Below are 21,918 nucleotides of genomic sequence, written 5' to 3'. Positions count from 1 at the left end.
GCGGATTTATTCAACTGTTTGTTCCGGGCTCTGAAGGTGCGGGAAGTGCCCGATGCCGGGCAGGACGTCGAGTTTAGCGCCGATCTTGCCGGCGAACTCGGTGCCCATCTCGCTTGTGATATAGAGGTCCTTCTCGCCCCAGATCACCTTCACGGGCGTCTTCAGCCGGGTGAGGTTGGCCTCGAGATAGTGCTGATCGCGGGTGAAATTCGCGTAGTAATGGGCGAAGGCATCCGCTGAAGTCATCCCGTCAAGGCTCCACGAACGGGTCATGTCCTGCTGGACGTGAGCCGGCAGATCGAATTGCTCGGCGCGCGAGAGGCCGCGCCTGTGCACGTTCTGAAGGATCTCGTCGCTCGTCTTGTTCATGTAGGCGCGGGTCGGCGAGGCGGTCGGTTCGGCTTTGAGATTCTGCAGGTTCTCCCACATGTATTGCGGCCGGTCGAACGGCGCGAAGTCGCCGACGATGATCTGCCTGGCGATCGTCGGCTCGTCGAGAGCAAGCAGCAGAACGGGGAGGGCAGCGATGTCAGTCGAGTAGATCACGAGGTTCGACCGGTCGATGCCTGCCCGCTCGATATAGGCCTTCAACACTTGGGCGTAGTCCCTCGGCGCATAGGAGAAGCGTGCCAAAATCGGGCGTGACGACTGCCCGTAGCCCGGCCAATCGAAGGCGTGGACGTCGTAGTCGCGAGCAAGCGTTGTCGCGATGCCCTTCCAGACCATCAGCGTTTCCGGAAACCCATGCAGAAAAAGCACGGTGCCTTTTGGCGCGGGGGCGCGGACAATCGTCCTCCTCAGTGTCAGGACTTCGTCGATCTCGATGAAGTCGACGGCGTCTTGCGCGGCTTGCGTAGAAGCGAAGGCTTCAGCCGTGTGGGAAGACGGAGTTGCTGCGACTGACGCAGCACTTACGGTTTTGTCCTTAGACATAGGATGTCCTTTCTGACCGGCGGTCAGCCAAAGCCCAAAAGCCGGCTGTCTCCACAAATAATTGAGCATGGCGTCAGCCCGCGGTAGCCGGAGAAAGTGAGAGGCACCCTCTCGACGGCGGCAGCGCTGCAACCCGCTGCCCAAGGCTGACATCTGAACGAGAGGGTGCCTCTCACTTTCGCGAGGTGCCGGCCGTCCGTCGACCCGCCCAAATATCCACCAGCCGCCGATTTGAGACAGCTCGTTGGCGTTTGCTTGCGGAAGGCAGAGCGTCGGCCGCGACAATATAAGGAAGAACTGATATGACTGACATTACCCAAAGCAGACAGGTTGCGGCCGCCCCCGACAAGGTCCGCGGCCTCCCGGGACACGCCACTGTCGGCACGAACGATCTGGATGCCGCCTCGGTATTCTACGACAAGCTTCTGGCCGTGTTCGGGATCGGACGAGTCCTCGTCCAGCCCGACCGAGCCATCTACTACGGTCATCGCACGCTCGAATTCGGCATCATCAAGCCGTTCGATGGCCGCCCTGCCGCCGTCGGCAACGGTGGAATGATTGCTTTCGAAGCGCCGTCCCGTTCAAAGGTCGACGAAGCCCATGCAACTGCATTGGCGGCGGGTGGCTCGGACGAAGGGGCTCCTGTTCCGCGTGGCGAGAACGGCACGGGTCCTTACTGCGCCTATTTTCGCGATCCCGAAGGCAACAAGTTTCTGATCTTTCGTTCCGGCGCGGACGCGGCCTGACGTTTTCGGCATTGAAGCGGGCAGGGGGCATCTTTTCCTCTCCTCGACACCACCAAAGGACATGGCATCATGGCAATGCTAAACGTTTTGAAACACCGCGACGTATCCCGCCGCTCGCTGCTGTCAGGCTTTGCCGCGGCCGGCATAACCGCCGTTCTCCTTCCGCGCGCGTCCGACGCCGCTGATGTTGTCGGCGTCGCGTCCGAGGAGATCCGACCGTTCAAGGTTGAGGTCTCCGAGGCGGCGCTCACCGATCTCAGGCGGCGTCTCGCCGAGACCCGGTGGCCCGACGGTGAAACCGTCATCGATCGTTCGCAGGGCGTCCAGCCCGACAGGCTGAAGGAGCTGGTGCGCTACTGGCAGTCGTCCTACGACTGGCGGAAGGCAGAGAGCAGGCTGAATGCCTTTCCGCAGTTTCTCACCACTGTCGATGGACTGGACATCCATTTCATCCATGTCCGCTCCCGTCATGAAAACGCGCTACCGCTGATCATGACCCACGGCTGGCCAGGTTCGGTCTTCGAGCTGCTTAATGTCATCGGGCCGCTCACGGATCCGACGGCGCATGGCGGCACGGCGGATGACGCCTTCCATCTGGTGATCCCTTCGATTCCAGGATTCGGTTTCTCGGGGAAACCTGCAGCAACAGGTTGGAACCCCCAGCGGATAGCGGCTGCCTGGGACGTCCTGATGAAGCGACTGGACTATGACCGCTATGTCTCGCAGGGCGGCGACTGGGGCGCGATCATCAGCGACACCTTGGGTCGCCAGGCGCCCGAAGGGCTGCTCGCGATCCACGTCAACCGGGTCGAGCGTGCCACGACGTTTCCATCGGAGGCAGCGCAGGCTCTTAAAAATGGAGGGCCGGCTCCCGATAGCTTGTCTCAGGATGAGAAGGTCGTCTTCGACGAGGCTCGGGACTTCCTCAACAATGGCTTCGGCTATGCAGCGATCATGAGCACGCGGCCGGAGACGATCGGTTACGGTATTGCGGATTCTCCGGTCGGCCTCGCCGCCTGGCTTTACGACAAGATCGCCGACTGGGTGTATACACGCGGCGATCCCGAACAGGCCCTTGGCAAGGATGCCATCCTCGACAACATCACGCTGTACTGGCTGACGAACACCGGCCCTTCCAGCGGTCGCATCTATTGGGAAAACGTCATGTCGGGCGCAAAACTCACGCCCGTCCAAGTCCCGGTCGCCGTCACGGTGTTTCCCGGTGAGGTCTACAAGCCGCCAAAGCACTGGCTGTCGAAGGCCTATCCGAAGCTTATCCACTACAACCGCGCCTCCAAGGGCGGTCACTTCGCTGCCTGGGAGGAGCCAGAACTCTTCAGTCAGGAGATCCGGGAGGCCTTCAGAAGCTTGCGGTCTTAACGCCGACTAGAACAGGATGATTTTAGGCCGTGTCGGCCTAAAATCTGAATCCTGTTCTACATTATATAGTTAGAGCATGATGTCGTCCGAAAACCGCTCACACTTTTCGGCATCATGCTCTGGCCTTTGGTTCGCAGTCTGCGTCCCCGAGACCGGTTCGTCGATTGACGTTGGTCGTGCAACGCTTCACAAAGTCCGAAGTTTCGACCAACCCAGCAAACGCGACGACACCGTCGCGGGGACCACGGCCACATGCGCATCATCGACGACCGTCATCCCCGCCGCGGAGTGTGCGCATTCCTGACGGTGGTATTTTCAACGCTTCTGCTGGCGAGTGCAAACGCCGCCTCAGCGGCTGAGCCGACCAATTCCTCGGCACCGATCCGGGTTATTATCGAATTGCCGAACGATGATTCCGGACGAGCGCTGGTCAATCGGATCGTTCCGGGCAATCAGGAACCGGCGCAGCCGATAGCAGTCTCGCAAGAGGCGGCACCGGCGTCGATTGCCACGTCACTACAGGATTTGCGCCAGAGGTTGCTCACACTCGTCGATGCCGTTCCGACGCTGCCTGGGCAGATCCAGTCGGCGATCCGGGTCTTCCAAACGGATGATCGTATTGAACCGGTCGGCCTGATCTTGGCGGTCATACTTTTCGTCGCAGGCGGGTTCATTGCGCAGCGCCTTGCCTGGTGGTCAGGGCGAGGGCTGCTCCATTTTGTGCTGAACGCGCCCGCCGACACCGTCCGGCAACGGATCAAGCTCCACGCCGCCCGGCTTTCCATGGGTCTTCTCGCCTTGGTCGGCTACCTGATCGGAAGCCTCGGCGCGTTTATCCTCTTTCCATGGCCTGCCGTGTTTCGCGATATTGCACTCATTCTGCTATCAGCCGCGCTCATGGTGCGCCTTGGCGTGCTCGTGGGCCGCATTGTCATCGCGCCGGGCGCCCGCCTGCCGCATATGCGGCTTCTGACGCTTGTCACCTCGCTTGCCTGGTTCTGGTACTACTGGCTCCTCGGAATCGTCGCAGTGCTGGCGGCTGGCTGGGGCACCATCGAAGTGATCGGGACGATCGGGGCTTCACCCATCTTGGCCGATCTCTTTACCGCAGCATGGCTTGGTGTCGTTTCAATCGCTTTGATCGTTATGATCTGGCTGCGGCATTTTCGTTCTGACGGGCCGCCCGTGAGCCGGCTGGTCTGTGTCGGCTTCAGCGCGAGCATCCTGCTATCGTGGCTGTTATGGGTATCCGGGCTCCGCGGTGCATTCTGGACAGCGGTCGTCATCACGCTTCTGCCCCTTACCGTTTCGGTGGCTCATGATATCATTCGTCGCATTATACAATCCGGCGACCAGCAGGCGGTCGAAGATCCGGCCATCGTCGGATGGTCTGTTGTCATCATGCAAACGCTGCGGAACGGCCTCATTGTGGTCGCCGCGCTTCTCATTGCCCGCGCGTGGAATGTCAATCTCAGTGATCTCGCCGCAGCCGAAACGGTGACCACGCGTTTGATCCGCGCCGGAATCCGCATTGTTATCGTGCTGCTGGTGACCGACGTTATCTGGAAGCTTGCAAGCACGTTGATCGACAGCCAGATGGCGGTGGCGTCGCGAAGCGAGCAGGGGGGACATCACGACGGACCCGACGCGCGCCGGCGTCAGCGGTTGAATACCCTCCTTCCCATTCTTCGCAATGTGCTGTTCCTGGCGATCGGCGCTGTCGGCTTCCTGATGATCCTGGATGCCGTTGGCATTCAGATCGGACCGCTGCTGGCAGGCGCTGGCGTCGTCGGCATAGCCGTCGGTTTCGGTGCCCAAACACTCGTCAAGGACATCATCTCCGGCGTCTTCTATCTGTTCGACGATGCTTTTCGCATCGGCGAATACATCCAGGCGGCAAAATATAAAGGGACGGTCGAAGGTTTCTCGCTGCGATCGATCCGCTTGCGCCATCACCGCGGTCCGGTCACCATCGTTCCCTTCGGCGAACTTGGAGCGGTGCAAAACCTCAGCCGTGACTGGGTCATCGACATCATCACGCTCACCCTGAACTATGACAGCGACCTTGAGGAGGTCCGCAAGACCATTAAGCGCATCGGCGTTGAGCTTCTGGAGGATGCCGAACTCGGACCCAACATCATCGAGCCCTTGAAAATGCAGGGGATCGAGCAGATGGCGGATTATGGTGTGCAGATACGGCTGAAGTTCATGACGAAACCCGGCGAACAGTTCGGCGTTCGCCGAAAGGCCCTTGCCATGCTCAAGAAGACATTCGCGGAAAAAGGCATCCAGTTTGCAACGCCGACCGTTCATGTTTCCGGCGGTCCCGCCGATGCAGCGGCAACCGCCGCCGCCTCGGAGCTGCAAAGACCACCGAAAGTCATCCCGACACTTGAGGAATAGCAACGGCGAGTCCACGTGCGAGCTTTCCATCGAATCCCGTCAATGCTCAACACTCTGACCCGGACGTTGTCGTCAAGCGCGCGTCGTCCGAGACACAGGTTTCTAAAAGAATCTGTTGGCTGGGATCGGCCGCTCAACGAGGCACGTCTGCAGACAAACTCGCCGATGTACTGGATCGTCCAGGCGCAAATTCGAGCGGGGCGATTTTAAAAGAGTGGGCTATAAGATGGATGACGAAGGTATGCCATTGTAATCAAACGGCATCCTCATGTTCCATAATCTATCTTATGCGATATATGTTTGTAGCCGGGTGGGTTCAAGGATGAAGCGCGACTTGCAATAGATAACAACGATTTATCCCTGCAAGGAACGAGATATGAAGCGCACCTACTCCCAGATCGATATGGAGGAACGCCGCAAGATTGCCCGCTGGCGCACGGCTGGGATCAGCGTTGACGTGATCGCCGAGAAGCTGCACCGGCATCGCTCAACCATTTTCCGTGAGCTGCGCCGCAATACGTTCGAGGATCGTGAGATGCCGGACCTCAACGGTTACTACTGCGTGATGGCCAATGACATGGCGCGAGAACGGCGTGCCAAGCTGCGCAAACTTGCCCGGTTCTCGCAGCTGCGCCAATCGGTGATCGAGCGCATCATGCATGGCTGGTCGCCACAACAGATCGCTGGCCGATTGCAGCTTGAGCGCCATCCGATCTCCGTCAGCCATGAGACGATCTATAAGTTCGCCTATTCCTCGGACGGTCACGCGATCAAACTGTGGCGACACCTGCCGGAGCATCGTGCCAGACGCAGGCCGCGCCACGCCAGACGCCGCCATGGCAGGCGGTTCACCCCGGATGTCAACATTCTCTACCGGCCAGACGCCGTCGCCGAGCGCAAACAGTTCGGGCATTGGGAATGCGATCTCATCCAGTTTCGCAAGAAGTTCGGAAAGGCCAACGTGACGTCGCTGGTCGAACGGGTCAGCCGATTTGCCGTCTTGCTGCGCAACAATGACCGGCAATCGAGGCCGGTGATGGACGGCCTGATCCAGGTGCTGCAATCCCTGCCCCACCTCGCCCGCCGCTCGATCACCTTCGATCGTGGCACGGAGTTCACTGACTGGCCTTACCTGCAGGCCAGCATCGGAGCGCAGACATGGTTTTGCGATCCGCAATCCCCGTGGCAGAAGGGCACCGTCGAGAACACCAATAGACGGGCCAGGAAATGGCTTTCGAGAGAGGTCGATCCACTGTCTCTCAGCGACCGCGATCTGACCGAGATCTGCAACCGCCTGAACGCAACGCCACGCAAATGCCTCGGCTACAAAACACCGGCAGAAGTCTTCCGCCAGAAACTCCTCGCCCAAATCCGGCGCACCGGTTAGCCTCTCAAAGCCCGCAGGTCGCGGTTCAGCATGAACTCACCCCGCAAAGTTGAAGTGTCCTGTTTCTGCAAAGTTGGAATGTCACACTCCCCGGGTTTGATGACCTGGGAGATTGCGGATGGGACTGATAGCGATGAGCGAGCGCGACCTGCAGCGGATCGAGATTCTATCGAAAGTGATCGCCGGCCACATGACGATGGTGTCGGCGGCGCATGTGCTTGATCTGAGCGAGCGCCAAGTGCGTCGTCTGCTGGAGCGGATCAACACGGGTGGTGCGGCGTCGATCCGGCACAAGGCGATCGGCCGGCCGTCGAACAACCGGATCAGTGACGGTGTTCGAGATTACGCGGTGACGCTGGTTCGCGAACGCTATGCAGACTTCGGGCCGACATTGGCGGCTGAGAAGCTTTCCGAGCGAGATGGATTGCGGGTGTCGCGCGAGACGTTGCGCGGCTGGATGACAGGGGCCGGACTTTGGCTGTCGCGCAAGCAGCGGCGGACGTTCCATCAGCCGCGCTTGCGGCGTGAAGCCTATGGCGAGCTGGTGCAGATCGACGGGTCCGAGCATCGCTGGTTCGAGGACCGCGGTGATCCATGCTCGCTGCTGGTGTTCGTCGACGATGCGACGGGCAAGCTGATGCAGTTGCGGTTCGTGCGCTCGGAAAGCGCCTTCAGCTATTTCGAGGCGCTGGCGCTTTACCTGCGCGATCACGGCGCGCCTGTGGCCTTCTACTCCGACAAGCATTCGGTGTTCCGGGTGGCGAAGAAGGACGCCAAGGGTGGCCAGGGCATGACCCAGTTCGGGCGGGCGCTTTGTGAGCTAAACATCGAGATTCTTTGTGCAAATTCCAGTCAGGCCAAAGGTCGCGTCGAGCGGATGAACCGGACGCTGCAGGATCGGCTGGTCAAGGAATTACGGCTGGCGGATATCGGCGATATGGAGACGGGCAACGCGTTTTTGCCGGGCTTCATGGAGGACTACAATGCCCGGTTTGCGATTGTCCCTGCCCGGTCCGATGACCTGCACCGGCCGATAAATCTTGCGTCGGACCGGCTGAAGGAGATCCTGTGCAAGCGTGAGCAGCGCTATGTCGGGTCGCAGTTGACGTTTTCGTTTGAGCGCCAGCGGATCATGCTGGAAGAGACCGAGGTGACGCGTGGCCTGGTTGGCCGCTATGTCGAGACCTATGCCTATGCCGATGGCCGGCTGGACGTGCGCTGGAAAGGTCATTCCCTGCCCTACAAGGTGTTCGACAAGGACCAGCGGGTGACGCATGCGGCGATCACCGAGAACAAGCGGCTCGGCGATGTCCTGGCCTATATCAAGGAGCGTCAGGAGCAACTGCCGGCGCCCAAGGTCAGGACCAACAGCGAGAAGAATGGCTACACGCCGCGGGGCCGCAAGCCGGGTCGGAAGACGGATTTCATGAACGATCCCGCCGTCATTGCCCGACGGCGACAAGCGCTCTCTGGCCTCGATGCGGCGGAATGACTGGCTGCTCCAACTGTCAAAGCTAAAGCCGAAGGGGAGCATCTCACCCGCCCCCTCCCTTCCCTTGCAACCCGGTCCAGCCGGTCCGGTCGGGGGCTTGCCTAAGCGCAAGTGGACATGCCGAGTGTCGCATTTCTAAATAGCTGAAGACGCGCCCAAAGTGACACTTCTACTTTGCACACAAACGGACATTCCAACTTCCCCGCCACAATGTTTGTAGCCGGGTACATTCTATTTCCAAGTGCGACATGCCAGTAATTTCAATGGCTTCACTTTGGAGATTTTGGCATGTCTCGATGCTATACGCAGATCACCCTCGCCGATCGCCGACGCCTGCATCACATGGTGGCGGCAAAAGTTCCGGTAAACGAGATGGCACGTCAGCTTGGCCGTCATCGTTCGACGATCTATCGCGAGATCCGACGCAACACGTTTCGCGATCGCGAACTACCGGACTATGACGGTTATTACAGCACCGTTGCGAACGATACTGCCAAGGACCGACGTCGCCGGCTGAGAAAGCTGCGGCGCCACTCGACGTTGCGCACAGAGATCATCAACCAGTTGGAGGCTCGCTGGTCGCCGGAACAGATTGCCGGACGCCTGCTGTCGGACGGCCTCAGTCGTATTCGCGTTTGCAAGGAGACAATCTATCGCTTCATCTACAGCAAGGAAGATTATGGGCTTGGTCTCTATCAGTATCTACCAGAGGCACGCCGAAAACGTCGCCCAATGCGCTCCAGGAAGCCGCGCGACGGTGCGTTTCCAGCCACGCACCGCACATCCCAACGGCCTGATTTTGTTGGAGATAGATCACGGTTTGGCCATTGGGAGGGCGACCTCCTCATCTTCGATCGCCCACTCGGGCATGCCAATGTCACCACTCTCGTGGAGCGCAAGAGCCGCTATACCGTTCTCATCAAGAATCCGAGCCGGCACTCGCGCCCAATCATGGACAAGATCATCAGAGCGTTTTCTCCTTTACCGGCGTTCGCGCGTCAAAGCTTCACATTCGATCGCGGTACCGAGTTTGCCGGGTTTAGGGCTTTGGAAGAAGGGATCGGTGCGTGCAGTTGGTTTTGCGACCCAAGTGCGCCTTGGCAAAAAGGGACCGTCGAGAACACCAACAAGCGCATTCGACGCTTCCTGCCAGGCACCACAGATCTGGCAGTTGTGTCGCAACGCGACCTTCTCCACCTCACGCGTCATGTTGTCGGGCGAAATGAGAAATTGACCCCCTAACGAAACGAAGAACTGACCCCTCGTATCAAAACGAGGAGAGATGGATGACGAACGAGATTTCGACGCATCCTGCATTGTCGCGAACGATGCAGGACGGGGATATGCTTCAGGCTGATGAGGTGGTGGCAATGTTGCGGCTGCATGAGCTGGGTTGGGGCGCCAAGCGCTTATCGAAGGAATTCGGCTGTGCCCGTAATACGGTTCGGCGATATCTACGAGAGGGCGGCGCAACACCTTTCAAAAGGCCGGTTCGTCGAACTGCTTTCGATGGACTTGATGACTGGCTACGCGAGCGCTTTTTCCGGCACGATGGCAACTCAGATGTAATCCGTCAGGAGTTGGCGAGTGAGCACGGCATCATCATCGGCCTGCGCTCAGTGGAATTGAGAGTTCGTCATTGGCGGCGGGAATTGAAGGCGCAGAAACGTGCGACAGTTCGCTTTGAGACGGCTCCTGGCCATCAAATGCAGATCGACTTTGGCGACACGAAGGTGTGGATCGGGGGCGAGCGGGTTCGCATCCACGTGTTCGTCGGAACGCTCAGTTACTCGCGTCGTTTGCACACGCGTGTCTCGCTCAGGGAGCGCCAAACGGACTGGTTCGAAGGAATGGAAGGCGCTTTCCTGCGGTTCGGGGGAATTCCCGCGGAAGTGCTGATCGACAATGCCAAGGCTCTGGTCGAGCATCATGATGCGGTGACGCGTGAGGTGAGATTCAATGAGCGTCTGCATGCCTTCGCTCGGTACTGGGGCTTCATGCCACGGGCTTGCGCACCATATCGAGCCCGCACGAAAGGCAAGGACGAGCGCGGGGTTGGTTACGTCAAGAAGAACGCAATCGCTGGTCGCCGCTTCGAGAGCTGGGCCGCATTTGAGGCACATCTAGATCGGTGGACACGCGAGGTTGCCGATCAGCGCGAGCACGGGACCACCGGCATCAAACCGGCAGATCGGTTTGGCGATGAGGCGAAGGCGCTACGCCCCCTGGCGGGTCGGGCACCGTTTGGACAGTTGCGGGATCTCGTTCGCAAAGTTCAGTCAGATTGCGCCGTCGACCTCGACACGAACAGCTATTCGGTTCCCTGGCGCCTGATCGGCGAGAGTGTTCAGGTAGTGGTGTTGGCTGGCCGCGTCATCATACGACATGCCGGCCAGGTGGTGGCCGATCATGCGGTTTGCGCAGGACGGCGACAACGGATCGTAGACCGGGCTCATTTTGTCGGCGTGGCCGGAGCAGATGGACTGGTGCGAGCCATCGCACCCGTTGAGCTTCCGCTTCCCGCTCTTTTGCGTCCGCTTGCGGAATACGAAGCTGTCGTCGGAGGAGGATGGTGATGGCAAACGTTGACCACGACTTGCTGATCGCAACTCTCGATCGGCTGAAGTTGACGGCAATCCGCGACCAGCTCGATACGCTGCTGGATGAGGCGGCCCGTTCAAAGATGAACCTGCGTGAAGCGTTAGCGTTCCTGGTGTCGCGCGAAATCGCACGGCGAGATGAGCGGCGCATCTCCATGTCAAGCAAGCTGGCACAGTTCCCTTTCGTGCGTGAACTGGACGGCTTCGACTTCGAGGCGCAGCCATCGCTGGATCCAGGTCAGATCAGGGAACTGGCAACTTGCCGCTGGATCGCCCACGGCGATACGGTTCTGTTCCTCGGGCCGCCTGGAACGGGAAAGACCCATCTGGCCGTGAGCCTCGGCCGCGAGGCGATCCGTCAGAATTACAACGTTCAGTTCGTCACGGCAGCTACCTTGGTGGCGATGCTGGCCAAGGCCCACAGCGACGGCACGCTCGACAAACAGCTGACACTCCTGTCGCGACCGAAGCTGCTGATCATCGACGAACTGGGCTATCTTCCCTTCGAGGCCAACGCCGCCCATCTGTTCTTCCAACTTGTATCCCGGCGCTATGAGAAAGGTTCGGTCCTGATCACCTCAAACCGCTCCGTCGGCGAATGGGGGAGTGTTTTTGGAGACCCCGTCGTAGCCACCGCAATATTGGACAGACTGCTTCACCATTCGACGGTGATGACCATCCGAGGGGACAGCTACCGGCTTCGCGAAAAGCGCCGCTCCGGTCTTCTGCAGAAGACCGGAGCGGCGCTCGAAACCAACGAAACCACAAACAAATGACGGGGGTCAGTTCTTCAATTCGGCAAGGGGGTCAATTCTTCGCTTCGCTTGACACATGTCAACGATCAACCGCGCAAATGCCTCGGATACAGGACGCCGACCGAGGTGTTTATGGCGCATTTGCACGAAGATAGGTGATCCCCTACTCTGCAAAACAGGCGTGATGCACTTGGGTTAGCTTTTCCAGCCGCAAAGTTGAAGTGTCCTGTTTCTGCAAAGTTGGAATGTCACTCTCCCCTTGTTTGATGACCTGGGAGATTGCGGATGGGACTGATTGCGATGAGCGAGCGTGATCTGCAGCGGATCGAGATTCTATCGAAAGTGATCGCCGGCCGGATGACGATGGTGTCGGCGGCACATGTGCTTGATCTGAGTACGCGCCAGGTGCGTCGTCTGCTGGAGCGGATCAACACGGGTGGTGCGGCGTCGATCCGGCACAAAGCGATCGGCCGACCGTCGAACAACCGGATCAGCGACGGTGTTCGGGATTACGCCGTGACGCTGGTTGGCGAACGCTATGCAGACTTCGGACCAACCTTGGCGGCCGAGAAGCTTTCCGAGCGAGATGGATTGCGGGTGTCGCGCGAGACGTTGCGCGGCTGGATGACAGGGGCCGGACTTTGGCTGTCGCGCAAGCAGCGGCGGACGTTCCATCAGCCGCGCTTGCGGCGTGAAGCCTATGGCGAGCTGGTGCAGATCGACGGGTCCGAGCATCGCTGGTTCGAGGACCGCGGTGATCCATGCTCGCTGCTGGTGTTCGTCGACGATGCGACGGGCAAGCTGATGCAGTTGCGGTTCGTGCGCTCGGAAAGCGCCTTCAGCTATTTCGAGGCGCTGGCGCTTTACCTGCGCGATCACGGCGCGCCTGTGGCCTTCTACTCCGACAAGCATTCGGTGTTCCGGGTGGCGAAGAAGGACGCCAAGGGTGGCCAGGGCATGACCCAGTTCGGGCGGGCGCTTTGTGAGCTAAACATCGAGATTCTTTGTGCAAATTCCAGTCAGGCCAAAGGTCGCGTCGAGCGGATGAACCGGACGCTGCAGGATCGGCTGGTCAAGGAATTACGGCTGGCGGATATCGGCGATATGGAGACGGGCAACGCGTTTTTGCCGGGCTTCATGGAGGACTACAATGCCCGGTTTGCGATTGTCCCTGCCCGGTCCGATGACCTGCACCGGCCGATAAATCTTGCGTCGGACCGGCTGAAGGAGATCCTGTGCAAGCGTGAGCAGCGCTATGTCGGGTCGCAGTTGACGTTTTCGTTTGAGCGCCAGCGGATCATGCTGGAAGAGACCGAGGTGACGCGTGGCCTGGTTGGCCGCTATGTCGAGACCTATGCCTATGCCGATGGCCGGCTGGACGTGCGCTGGAAAGGTCATTCCCTGCCCTACAAGGTGTTCGACAAGGACCAGCGGGTGACGCATGCGGCGATCACCGATGACCTTGCCCCCAAGTTTTATCCAGTTTTGAGTTCGCTCCAGCGGTTTTTGGTTGCTGTTGTTGGTTCGGTAGCGGCGGGTTGCGGTGCGGAGCCATTTCGGCTGCGCAGCACCGCATCACGTCGCGGGTTGAGTGTCTGAGCGAATTCGGCCGGTGTCAGCCAGCCAAGGCCTGAATGCGGGCGTTGATCGTTGTAATCACTACGCCAGTTTGAAAGCGCGGACCGGGCGTGAGCAAGCGACGAGAACAGAGTTTCATTCAAGAACTCGTCTCGCAGCCGCCCGTTGAAGCTTTCGATAAAAGCGTTCTGGATAGGCTTGCCAGGCGCAATGTAATGCCAGTCAACTTTGGTCCGGTCCGCCCATTGCAGGATCGCGTTGCTGGTGAACTCGCTGCCGTTGTCGCTGACGATCATCCTCGGCTTGCCGCGCTCCTCGATAATCCGGTCAAGCTCCCGTGCGACGCGAAGACCGGAAAGCGATGTATCGGCGACGAGCGCCAGGCACTCCCTCGTGCAATCATCGACGACGGTCAGAATCCGCAACCTGCGCCCATCGGTGAACTGATCCGACACGAAGTCTAGCGACCAACGATCATTGGCCACCATCGGCACCAGCATCGGCGCTCGCGTGCCTATCGCTCGCTTGCGACCGCCGCGCTTGCGCACCGTCAGTTTCTCCTCCCGATAGAGCCGGAAGAGCCTCTTGTGGTTCACGAGGTGACCCTCCCGCCGGAGCAGCACATGAATGCGTCGATATCCGAAGCGGCGACGTTCATGCGCCAACGCCTTCATTCGCTCGCGAAGCTCATGATCATCGTCGCGCCTGGTCTCGTAACGGACCGTCATTCGGCAAAAACCAATGGCTTTACACGCCCGCCGTTCGCTCATCTCATGATGGCTCATCAGATGCGCGACAACTTTCCGCTTGGCCGCGGGCGTCACCACTTCTTTCCCAAAAGGTCTTTCAAGGCAGCATTGTCGAGCATCGCATCCGCCAGAAGCCGCTTCAGCTTCGTGTTCTCGTCCTCAAGCGTCTTCAGCCGCTTGGCCTCGGACACCTCCATGCCGCCGTACTTGGCCTTCCATTTATAGATGCTGGCATCGCTGACGCCATGCTTGCGGCAAAGCTCCGAGACCGGCGTGCCTGCCTCGTGCTCCTTCAATATGCCGATGATCTGTTCGTCTGTGAAACGATTGCGCTTCATCCTCTGGTCCTCTCAATGGGCCAGAGCTTACTTCAAAATGGATTATTTCAACGGGGCAAGGTCACTGATCGAACTGCATCAGATTTCGGTCGCTAAGGAGACGCTGCGGCAATGGATGACCGAGGCCGGCATATGGGTCTCGCGACGCGAGCGCAAGAAGCCGGTTTTCCAGCCGCACGGCCGGCGCGATTGTTTCGGTGAACTGATCCAGATCGATGGCTCGGTGCCCCTCACCCGCCCGATCTGATCTTGCAAAACGGATTGTCTCAACGGGCCAAGGTCATGACACGCATGGCCCCATGCACTGACCTAGTCCTGATTGGCAACCACTGGCAAACTGCCTTCGTTCGAAAGACGGGTTTCGGTCTGCCGGGCGGCAAAGACGAGGCGGCGCTTTGCGCGGATCGCGTGCCATTGTTGGTCGATCAGGACGCCGATGAGGATCACGCCACCCATGACCGCGAAATTCAAAGACGAGGGTATACCCAGTAGATTCACGAGATTCTGCAACTCCTGGAGCAGGACCGTTCCCAGCACGACGCCGACGATCGACCCCTCGCCGCCGCGAAGCGAAAAGCCGCCGAGTACGGCAGCGGCAATCGCGTAGAGTTCGTAGAACTGGCCATGGCTCGCCGGCGAGATCGAGCGCGTGTACATGGCGAAATAAATTGCCGATAGCGCCGTCAGCAGCCCGCAGATGACATAGGCCGACATGACCATGCGGCCGGTACGGATACCGGAATAGCGGGCGGCCTCCTCGTTCTTCCCGATCGCGTAAAGATAACGCCCGAAGACAGAGCGATGCAGCATAATCCACATGACCACGGCAATGATGACGAGTGCGATGAAGGTGTTGGGAACGCCGTAAAACCGTCCGGCGGTCAGGAATTCGAGGTCTGGGAAATTCTGGCCGAAAGCAAAGCCCGCCGTCCCGTCGGCCGTATAGAAGCGCGCTGCCCCGCGATAGATCAGGAGGCCGCAGAGGGTAACGACGAAGGGTTGCAGGTTGAGCCGGGTGATCAGCCAGCCGTGGACGGCACCTATGACCGCGCCGAGCACGAGAATGAGCGGCAGCGCCAGCATCCATGACATATCCTGGACCGCGATGAAATCGACGAACAGCACGCCGAGAAGCGCTACGAGCGAACCGACGGAAAGTTCGATACCGCCTGTGATGATGACAAAGGCCTGGCCGATCGACAGGATGCCGAACAGCCCGATCAGGTTGGCAGTGTTGGCCAGGTTGATCGGCAGCAGGAAGCGCGGGTTGATGATGGCGACGACGATGCCCACGACGACGATCAAAAGCAGCAGTCCGAGATCTTTTTTGATCATTCGAGATCCATCCCCCGATACTTATTTCTATTGGCCGCAGCCCCTATTTTACCCTTTTGCCGACGGCAAGCAAAAGGACGCTTTCCTGGCTGATTTCGTCCTCTTCCAATATGCCGGCGATCTGGCCCTCGTGCATGACGGCGATGCGGTCGGAAACGCCGATCACCTCTTCCATGTCGCTGGAGATCATCAGGACCGCGACTCCGGCATCGGCAAGCGCTCGCATCAGGCCATAGATCTCGTTCTTCGCGCCGATATCGATGCCGCGCGTCGGCTCGTCGAAGATCATCACCCTCGGGCTCATCGACAACCATTTGGCAAGCACCACCTTCTGCTGGTTGCCGCCGGATAGAGTGCCGGTTCGCGTCGAAACGGAGGGCGCCTTGATACCGAGGCGAACGCGCTGCTTTTCGGCCGCCGCCCTCTCCCGCTCAGCAGAAAGCATGAAGCGGCTGGAGAGCTTGGGGAGATCGGCAAGGGTTACGTTCTGGGCGATCGGGAAATCAAGAAGAATGCCGTTGCGCTTGCGATCCTCCGGTACCAGGAAAATGCCACGAGCGACGGCGTCCCGGGCAGACCTGATCGCAATTTGCCGCCCGTCCTGCAGAATGGCTCCGCCGTAGCTCCGGTCAATGCCGAAGAGCACCCTTGCAAGCTCGGTGCGGCCCGACCCGACGAGCCCTGCAAGCCCCATGATTTCTCCATACCGGATTTCCAGATCAACGGGACGGCCGGGATAGGCCTCGGTGCGCACGCCGCTTGCCTTCAGTGCAACCGAGCCGGGCGAGCGCTGCGGTTTTGCGGTCCGGGCCGCAAGCACGCGTCCGATCATCAGCTTGACCATCTGGTCGTGGCCGATGTCTTTCTTGGCGAGCGTGCCCACAAGCGTGCCGTCGCGCAGAACTATGACCCGGTCTGCCACGCGCTCAACCTCGTGAAGGCGATGCGAGATGAAAATTACGCTGATGCCATCGGCTTTCAGCGATTTGATAATGCTCAGGAGCCGCTCGGTTTCGGCCAGCGGCAGGCTGGACGTGGGTTCGTCGAAGATGACGAGCCTGGCGTTGATGGACAGCGCCTTGGCGATTTCCACCATCTGCTGCTCGGCAAGGGAAAGCGATGCCACGGGTGTGTCGGCGGAAAAATGAGCCCCTACCCGCTTCAAGAGCGGCTTCACCATGTCTCGCAGTCGATCGCGATCGACGAGCTTGAAAGGTCCCGCCTTCAGCGGTTCGCGGCCCAGAAAGATATTGGCAGCAACGTCGAGATTCTCAAAGAGATTGAGTTCCTGGTGTACGAAGGCGATGCCGGATGCGATGCTCGATTCCACAGTGAGGAAACGAAGCTCTGCGCCGTCGAGCAGGATCGTGCCTCGGTCGGGTGCGATCACGCCGCCAAGAATCTTCATCAGCGTCGATTTTCCAGCCCCGTTCTCGCCGACGAGGCCAATGACCTCTCCCGGCATGATGTCGATCGACAGGCCCTCAAGCGCAACGACGCCCGGATAGGTCTTGCCAACGCCGGAAAGCGACAGGAATGGCGTTGCAAGCGCGTCCGGTGACGGGATGTCGGAGCTGTGGTTCATCGCCTGTCCATGGCTGCTAATGCTGTCGGCATGAGACATCTTTCGCGGCGGCGGCAAGTGCCTCCGCCGCGAAGGAGGGTTATTTTCCAGACATAGCCTTCAGGCTGGCGGCATACTTGTCAACGTCATCCTTGCCGATGATCACCGTCGGGATGATGATCAAGCCGTTGCTGGGAACGCCTGATTTGTCGCCCTTGAGATAGGACGCCATCAGCTTCATGCCCTGATAGGCCCACTCGAACGGCTGCTGCACGACGGTCGCTGCGATCGTGCCTTCCTTGACGCCGCCGAGCGTGATCGGATCGTCATCAAAGCCGACGACGGTGATCTGGCCGAGTTTACCGGCGTCGCGCAGCGCTTCATAGATGCGCGGCGTATTGTAGGAGTAGAAGCCGACCATGCAGGTGACGTCGGGGCTGGCCACCAGCGCGTCCTCGACGTTCTTCTTTGCGCGCGTCTGGTCGATATCGTCGCCGCGTACATCTGTCAGCTCGATCTTCGTGCCCTTCAGGCCGTCCTTCATGCCCTGGATGCGTTCTTTGGCATTGTCGGCGCCCAGCAGACCGACGAAACCGATGCATTTGCCGCCGTCAGGCATCGCCTTCTTGGCGATTTCGGCGGCCTGCATGCCGGCGTCGATATTCGATGAGCCGATATAGGCGACGCGGTTGGTCTGCGGCGCATCACTATCGGTCGTGAAGAGAGCAGTCTGCGAGCCGATCTTGTTCAAGCCGTCCGTCTGGGTCTTGGGATCGACCGCGGAGACCATGACCCCCTTGACGCCGGCACTGACCAAGTCTTCCATAAGCCGTTGCTGAACGGCAACCGATGCCTGCTCAGGGTACTTCAGCTCCATCTGGTAGTCTGGCATCTCGCTCTGCGCCTTCTTCACGCCCGCCTCTGCGGCTTTCCAGAAGTCGGATGCGCCATTGACGACAAATGCAAGTGTCGGCTTGTCGGCAGCATGCGATACGGCAATCGGCGCCGCGCTCAGCATCAACCCGGCGAAAAACAAGGCTGCATTGCGTTTCAGCTGTTTCATAATACACCTCCCGAGGGGCCGCAGTTGCACGGGCCCGTTTCCGATTTACGGCCGGCCGGATGCGCCCCCTCCCAGGGCCGTCGCAAAGCGACGAGTGCATAGGTTCCGATCGCCCCCTGACGGTATACAAGAATTTTAATTAGTAAATAGTATTATCAATGCAGATCAAAACATTTCATCGCGCAGTGGTTATGATGGCAATTTTGTACTGGCATTGGCCAATAACTGATAGTGTTGCAATAATTCATGCAATTGCCAGCGCTTTCAGATAGATGCTAATATTAATTAGCAAAAACGACGATCGATCACCCTGACCGGTTATCCCAAGCAGAGACAGTTTCCACGAATGCGAAAACCCAAGACCCAAAATAAGCCTGTGCGCGTGACGATGATGGACATCGCGGCGGCGGCTGGCTGCTCGCAAGCGGCCGTCTCCTTCGTCCTCAACGACACGCCCGGTACCCGCATCTCACAGCAGACGCGCGATCGCGTGTTAGAGGCGGCGCGCGCGCTCGGTTACATGGAGAAGACCTATACGACGAAGGCCTCCTATTCGGGACTGGACAACGTCATCGGTTTCGCCGTGGATCAACTCGCCACCAGCCCGGAAGCGATCGTTGCGATCGAAGGCGCGCGGCAAGCCTCCTGGAACGCCGGCAATGTCCTTCTGGTAACCCAGACGCTCAGTGACCCCGTCATGGAGCCGAGGGCAATCGAGGCGTTGACGAACGGAGGCATATCGGCGCTCATATATATGACGATCTATACCCGCCAGGTGGAGCTTCCATCCTATGTCAGCAAGCTCAACATCCCGACGGTCCTGCTGAACTGTTATACGGCGGACCATGCCTTTCCCGCCGTGGTGCCGAGCGAGATCGCGGGAGGGCAGAGCTCCACCCGGCATCTGATCACGCACGGACACCATCGTATCGCGACGATCACCGGCGAAATCTGGATGCAGGCGGCGCAAGACCGGCTGACAGGGTATCGCCGCGCGCTGGCGACCGCCGATATACCCTTCGATCCGGAGTTGGTCATTGAGGGCGACTGGTCGGCCGGTGCCGGCTATGCCGCCACGATGAAACTGCTTGCTCTGAAAGAGCCGCCCACCGCGATCTTCTGCCAGAACGACCGCACTGCTATCGGGTGCTACGAAGCGCTCAAGGATGCAGGGCTTCGCATTCCCCAGGACATGTCGGTGGTGGGTTATGACGACGAAGAAATTTCACGACATCTCGTACCCCCGCTGACGACTTCGGTCCTTCCACATCTTGCCATGGGGCAATGGGCGATCGAACATCTCAACCCGGAAAGTGTGCCCGGCAAGCGCTATCCAATTGCGAAGCTCGAATGCTCGCTCGTTAAGCGTCATTCCGTCGCCGCGCCGCGGGCCGAGGCGCGGCAGATCCTCGATGGCGCACATACCTCGTCATAGAACTTGGGTTCGCGCCGGGACCGACGCCGGCGGCTAGCTCGGAAACCCTGATCGGGGCGCGCTGGAAGACGTGGTCGAAATCGCTTAGTGGCGATCGTACGGGCAGAGTTTGCCTTGTCGATAGGTTGCGAACGGGTTGCCCCTGCCCTTGCCTCGTCACCGACCAACCAACCGATCCAGTGTTCTCAACCACAGATACAATCTACGCAGAGACGACGTTGACGACGTGTAGATTTGGAGCTAGCTCTACTGCCCATGAAAATCGCAGTGGTTCTCGTAGTGGTGATATCGCGCATGGGCAGGACGATCTGATCGTCCGGCAATAGCCACCCATGCGCCGAAAACAGGTCCCTGACGGGGCCTTTTTTTATGCCCCGTCGCACCCATCACCTCACTCACGACGGAACCCAGATATGACCGGCGAGACAGCCAACTCTTCTCTAAACAACCCCTCTGATCGTCGCATGAACGGCGGCGAGATCGTTCTGCAAGCGCTGCGCGACAACGGTGTCGAACACATTTTCGGTTATCCCGGCGCCGCGGTGCTGCCGATCTATGACGAAATCTTCCAACAGGAGGACATCAAACATTTCCTGGTGCGCCATGAGCAAGGCGCCGGCCACGCAGCCGAAGGCTATGCCCGCTCGACGGGAAAGGTCGGCGTCATGCTGGTGACATCGGGACCAGGCGTTACAAATGCGGTTACGGCGCTGCAGGATGCCCTTATGGACTCCGTTCCGCTCGTCTGCCTCGCCGGCCAGGTGCCGACAAGTCTGATCGGCACGGACGCTTTTCAGGAATGCGATACGGTCGGCATCACCCGCCCCTGCACAAAGCACAATTTCCTCGTCCAACACATCGACGATCTCGCCAAAACGATCCATCTGGCTTTCCGGATCGCGGCGGCCGGTCGGCCCGGTCCTGTTCTCGTCGACATGCCGAAGGACGTGCTCTTCGCCAGCGGGACCTACGTCTCACCTGACAAGGTAGCTCCGCTGCCGAGCTACCAGCCGGCAATGCAAGGCGATCAAAACGCGATCCGAGCGGCGGTCGCATTGCTGGCCGAAGCCCGGCGCCCCATCATCTATACCGGCGGCGGCATCATCAACGCCGGACCGGAGGCATCGAGATTGTTGCGCGAGTTTGCCGACCTCACCGGCTTTCCCGTAACGTCCACCATCATGGGGCTTGGAGCCTACCCCGCCACCGGGCCGAACTGGCTGCGGGTCGCCGGACAGGACGGCTCGCATGAAGCCAATATGGCAATTGGCGATTGCGACCTGATGATCGCCATCGGCGCGCGGTTTGACGACCTTGCGACCTCGCGTCCCCAGGAGTTTTCGCCTCACTCGAAGAAAATCCAGATCGATATCGATGCCTCGTCGCTCAACAAACGCGTTCTCGTCGACATCGGCATTCGGGGCGACGCCGCGCATGTGCTGGCGGACATGATCCATGCCTGGCGGTCGCTTTCCACCGTGCCCGACCAGAAGCGGTTGCGGGCGTGGTGGCTGCAGATCGATCATTGGCGAGCCCACCATTCGTTTTCCTACGAGCGGCTGGACCATGCAATCATGCCGCAACATGCCCTGGAGCGCCTGCATGCGCTGACAAAGCCGCACGACCCCATCATCGCCACGGAGATCGGTGAGCAGATGTGGGTGGCGCAGTTCTTCGGCTTCGACAGACCCAATCGCTGGATTACCTCAGGGGGATTGGGGACGATGGGCTTCGGTCTTCCTGCCGCGCTGGGCGCGCAGCTCGCAAATCCCGGGCGCCTTGTCATCGACATTGCCGGCGACGCGTCGGTGCAAACGACGATGAAAGAGCTGTCGACGGCGATACAGCATCAAGCGCCGATCAAGATCTTCATCTTGAGCGATGAGCATCCGGGCATGGCGCGAGAATGGGATCCCATGCCGGATGGCAACAGTCGAGCTCGCTCTTATTCGGCCTCACTGCCCGATTTCACCAAGCTCGCGGAAGCCTATGGCGCCGTCGGCCTTCGTTGCGAGAGCCCCAGCGAACTGGATGCCAGGATCGAGGAGATGATCAACGTGGACCGGCCGGTGCTCTTTGACTGCCGGGTTGCAAGGCTCGCCGACGCCCATCCGCAGTGACGGCGGATGATCGAACACCCCAAACAGCAAAAGCCGTGCA

The 21,918-nt window shown here is 59.6% G+C and carries 15 protein-coding genes and 2 pseudogenes; 12 read left to right on the top strand and 5 right to left on the bottom strand.

The window, feature by feature from the left end:
* Positions 1 to 6 precede the first annotated feature (6 nt).
* Entirely contained in the window at positions 7 to 933 is a 927-nt protein-coding gene (locus J3P73_RS12525; RefSeq protein ID WP_207579642.1) for an alpha/beta fold hydrolase, read from the bottom strand.
* A 302-nt stretch (positions 934 to 1,235) separates the two neighbouring features.
* Here J3P73_RS12525 and J3P73_RS12520 point away from each other — a divergent pair, with 302 nt between their 5' ends.
* The 9 genes and pseudogenes from J3P73_RS12520 to J3P73_RS12480 all read left to right on the top strand — a co-directional run.
* Positions 1,236 to 1,679 carry a VOC family protein gene (locus J3P73_RS12520; protein ID WP_024322597.1) on the top strand — a complete coding sequence of 148 codons (444 nt, stop codon included), beginning with the start codon at positions 1,236 to 1,238 and terminating at the stop codon, positions 1,677 to 1,679.
* Between the two features lie 69 nt (positions 1,680 to 1,748).
* Positions 1,749 to 3,059, top strand: coding sequence for an epoxide hydrolase family protein (locus tag J3P73_RS12515; RefSeq protein ID WP_024322596.1), 1,311 nt, complete (start codon positions 1,749 to 1,751; stop codon positions 3,057 to 3,059).
* A 252-nt stretch (positions 3,060 to 3,311) separates the two neighbouring features.
* Entirely contained in the window at positions 3,312 to 5,462 is a 2,151-nt protein-coding gene (locus tag J3P73_RS12510; RefSeq protein ID WP_130771521.1) for a mechanosensitive ion channel domain-containing protein, read from the top strand.
* Between the two features lie 376 nt (positions 5,463 to 5,838).
* Complete coding sequence (locus tag J3P73_RS12505; protein WP_017968913.1) at positions 5,839 to 6,849, top strand: IS30 family transposase; 1,011 nt, start codon at positions 5,839 to 5,841, stop codon at positions 6,847 to 6,849.
* 118 nt (positions 6,850 to 6,967) lie between these two features.
* On the top strand, positions 6,968 to 8,341 hold the full coding sequence (locus tag J3P73_RS12500; RefSeq protein ID WP_130764843.1) for an ISNCY family transposase: 1,374 nt from the start codon (positions 6,968 to 6,970) through the stop codon (positions 8,339 to 8,341).
* 288 nt (positions 8,342 to 8,629) lie between these two features.
* Positions 8,630 to 9,583: an IS30 family transposase gene (locus tag J3P73_RS12495; protein WP_207579990.1), complete on the top strand. Its 954-nt coding sequence runs from the start codon at positions 8,630 to 8,632 to the stop codon at positions 9,581 to 9,583.
* A gap of 44 nt (positions 9,584 to 9,627) precedes the next feature.
* The gene (gene istA, locus J3P73_RS12490) at positions 9,628 to 10,917 is read left to right on the top strand and encodes an IS21 family transposase (RefSeq protein ID WP_130718813.1); all 1,290 of its coding nucleotides are present in this window, start codon (positions 9,628 to 9,630) and stop codon (positions 10,915 to 10,917) included.
* Positions 10,917 to 11,717, top strand: coding sequence for an IS21-like element ISSme2 family helper ATPase IstB (gene istB / locus J3P73_RS12485; protein WP_130693048.1), 801 nt, complete (start codon positions 10,917 to 10,919; stop codon positions 11,715 to 11,717). The genes istA and istB overlap by 1 nt, the downstream gene beginning before the upstream one ends.
* Before the next feature lie 264 nt (positions 11,718 to 11,981).
* Positions 11,982 to 13,157: pseudogene (locus J3P73_RS12480) on the top strand (ISNCY family transposase); the annotation flags it as partial.
* A gap of 14 nt (positions 13,158 to 13,171) precedes the next feature.
* On the opposite strand, the gene J3P73_RS12475 reads toward J3P73_RS12480, so the two are convergent.
* Positions 13,172 to 14,361 (bottom strand): IS3-like element ISRle4 family transposase gene (locus J3P73_RS12475; protein ID WP_130655348.1). Its coding sequence is split into 2 segments (ribosomal slippage): positions 13,172 to 14,112 and positions 14,112 to 14,361, totalling 1,191 coding nucleotides; the frame shifts between segments, so codons are not numbered across the junction.
* A gap of 64 nt (positions 14,362 to 14,425) precedes the next feature.
* Here J3P73_RS12475 and J3P73_RS12470 point away from each other — a divergent pair.
* A pseudogene (locus J3P73_RS12470) lies at positions 14,426 to 14,584 on the top strand (ISNCY family transposase); the annotation flags it as partial.
* Positions 14,585 to 14,670: 86 nt separating this feature from the next.
* Here the strand turns inward: J3P73_RS12470 and J3P73_RS12465 are convergent.
* The 3 genes from J3P73_RS12465 to J3P73_RS12455 form a co-directional block, all read right to left on the bottom strand.
* Positions 14,671 to 15,696 carry an ABC transporter permease gene (locus tag J3P73_RS12465; protein WP_018069520.1) on the bottom strand — a complete coding sequence of 342 codons (1,026 nt, stop codon included), beginning with the start codon at positions 15,694 to 15,696 and terminating at the stop codon, positions 14,671 to 14,673.
* A 43-nt stretch (positions 15,697 to 15,739) separates the two neighbouring features.
* Entirely contained in the window at positions 15,740 to 17,281 is a 1,542-nt protein-coding gene (locus tag J3P73_RS12460; RefSeq protein ID WP_024322021.1) for a sugar ABC transporter ATP-binding protein, read from the bottom strand.
* Between the two features lie 79 nt (positions 17,282 to 17,360).
* Positions 17,361 to 18,323, bottom strand: a complete 963-nt coding sequence (locus tag J3P73_RS12455) for a sugar-binding protein (RefSeq protein ID WP_018069522.1) — start codon at positions 18,321 to 18,323, stop codon at positions 17,361 to 17,363.
* Between the two features lie 346 nt (positions 18,324 to 18,669).
* On the opposite strand from J3P73_RS12455, the gene J3P73_RS12450 reads away from it, so the two are divergent.
* The gene (locus J3P73_RS12450) at positions 18,670 to 19,758 is read left to right on the top strand and encodes a LacI family DNA-binding transcriptional regulator (RefSeq protein ID WP_130675120.1); all 1,089 of its coding nucleotides are present in this window, start codon (positions 18,670 to 18,672) and stop codon (positions 19,756 to 19,758) included.
* Between the two features lie 413 nt (positions 19,759 to 20,171).
* Positions 20,172 to 21,878 carry a biosynthetic-type acetolactate synthase large subunit gene (ilvB, locus tag J3P73_RS12445; RefSeq protein WP_130691789.1) on the top strand — a complete coding sequence of 569 codons (1,707 nt, stop codon included), beginning with the start codon at positions 20,172 to 20,174 and terminating at the stop codon, positions 21,876 to 21,878.
* The last annotated feature ends 40 nt before the right edge of the window (positions 21,879 to 21,918 follow it).

It is taken from the genome of Rhizobium ruizarguesonis, assembly GCF_017357285.1.
Lineage (GTDB): Bacteria > Pseudomonadota > Alphaproteobacteria > Rhizobiales > Rhizobiaceae > Rhizobium > Rhizobium ruizarguesonis.
The sequence above is the reverse complement of the archived record's forward strand: the minus strand, read 5'-3'. Positions and strand labels throughout refer to the sequence as shown.

Excerpts from the sequence above, each read along its gene's own strand:
- J3P73_RS12465 (WP_018069520.1), bottom strand. The coding sequence starts at position 15,696 with ATGATCAAAAAAGATCTCGGACTGCTGCTTTTGATCGTCGTCGTGGGC.
- ilvB (WP_130691789.1), top strand. The coding sequence starts at position 20,172 with ATGACCGGCGAGACAGCCAACTCTTCTCTAAACAACCCCTCTGATCGT.
- istB (WP_130693048.1), top strand. The coding sequence starts at position 10,917 with ATGGCAAACGTTGACCACGACTTGCTGATCGCAACTCTCGATCGGCTG.
- J3P73_RS12500 (WP_130764843.1), top strand. The coding sequence starts at position 6,968 with ATGGGACTGATAGCGATGAGCGAGCGCGACCTGCAGCGGATCGAGATT.
- J3P73_RS12450 (WP_130675120.1), top strand. The coding sequence starts at position 18,670 with ATGCGAAAACCCAAGACCCAAAATAAGCCTGTGCGCGTGACGATGATG.
- J3P73_RS12455 (WP_018069522.1), bottom strand. The coding sequence starts at position 18,323 with ATGAAACAGCTGAAACGCAATGCAGCCTTGTTTTTCGCCGGGTTGATG.
- J3P73_RS12460 (WP_024322021.1), bottom strand. The coding sequence starts at position 17,281 with ATGAACCACAGCTCCGACATCCCGTCACCGGACGCGCTTGCAACGCCA.
- J3P73_RS12520 (WP_024322597.1), top strand. The coding sequence starts at position 1,236 with ATGACTGACATTACCCAAAGCAGACAGGTTGCGGCCGCCCCCGACAAG.
- J3P73_RS12505 (WP_017968913.1), top strand. The coding sequence starts at position 5,839 with ATGAAGCGCACCTACTCCCAGATCGATATGGAGGAACGCCGCAAGATT.
- J3P73_RS12495 (WP_207579990.1), top strand. The coding sequence starts at position 8,630 with ATGTCTCGATGCTATACGCAGATCACCCTCGCCGATCGCCGACGCCTG.
- istA (WP_130718813.1), top strand. The coding sequence starts at position 9,628 with ATGACGAACGAGATTTCGACGCATCCTGCATTGTCGCGAACGATGCAG.
- J3P73_RS12515 (WP_024322596.1), top strand. The coding sequence starts at position 1,749 with ATGGCAATGCTAAACGTTTTGAAACACCGCGACGTATCCCGCCGCTCG.
- J3P73_RS12510 (WP_130771521.1), top strand. The coding sequence starts at position 3,312 with ATGCGCATCATCGACGACCGTCATCCCCGCCGCGGAGTGTGCGCATTC.
- J3P73_RS12525 (WP_207579642.1), bottom strand. The coding sequence starts at position 933 with ATGTCTAAGGACAAAACCGTAAGTGCTGCGTCAGTCGCAGCAACTCCG.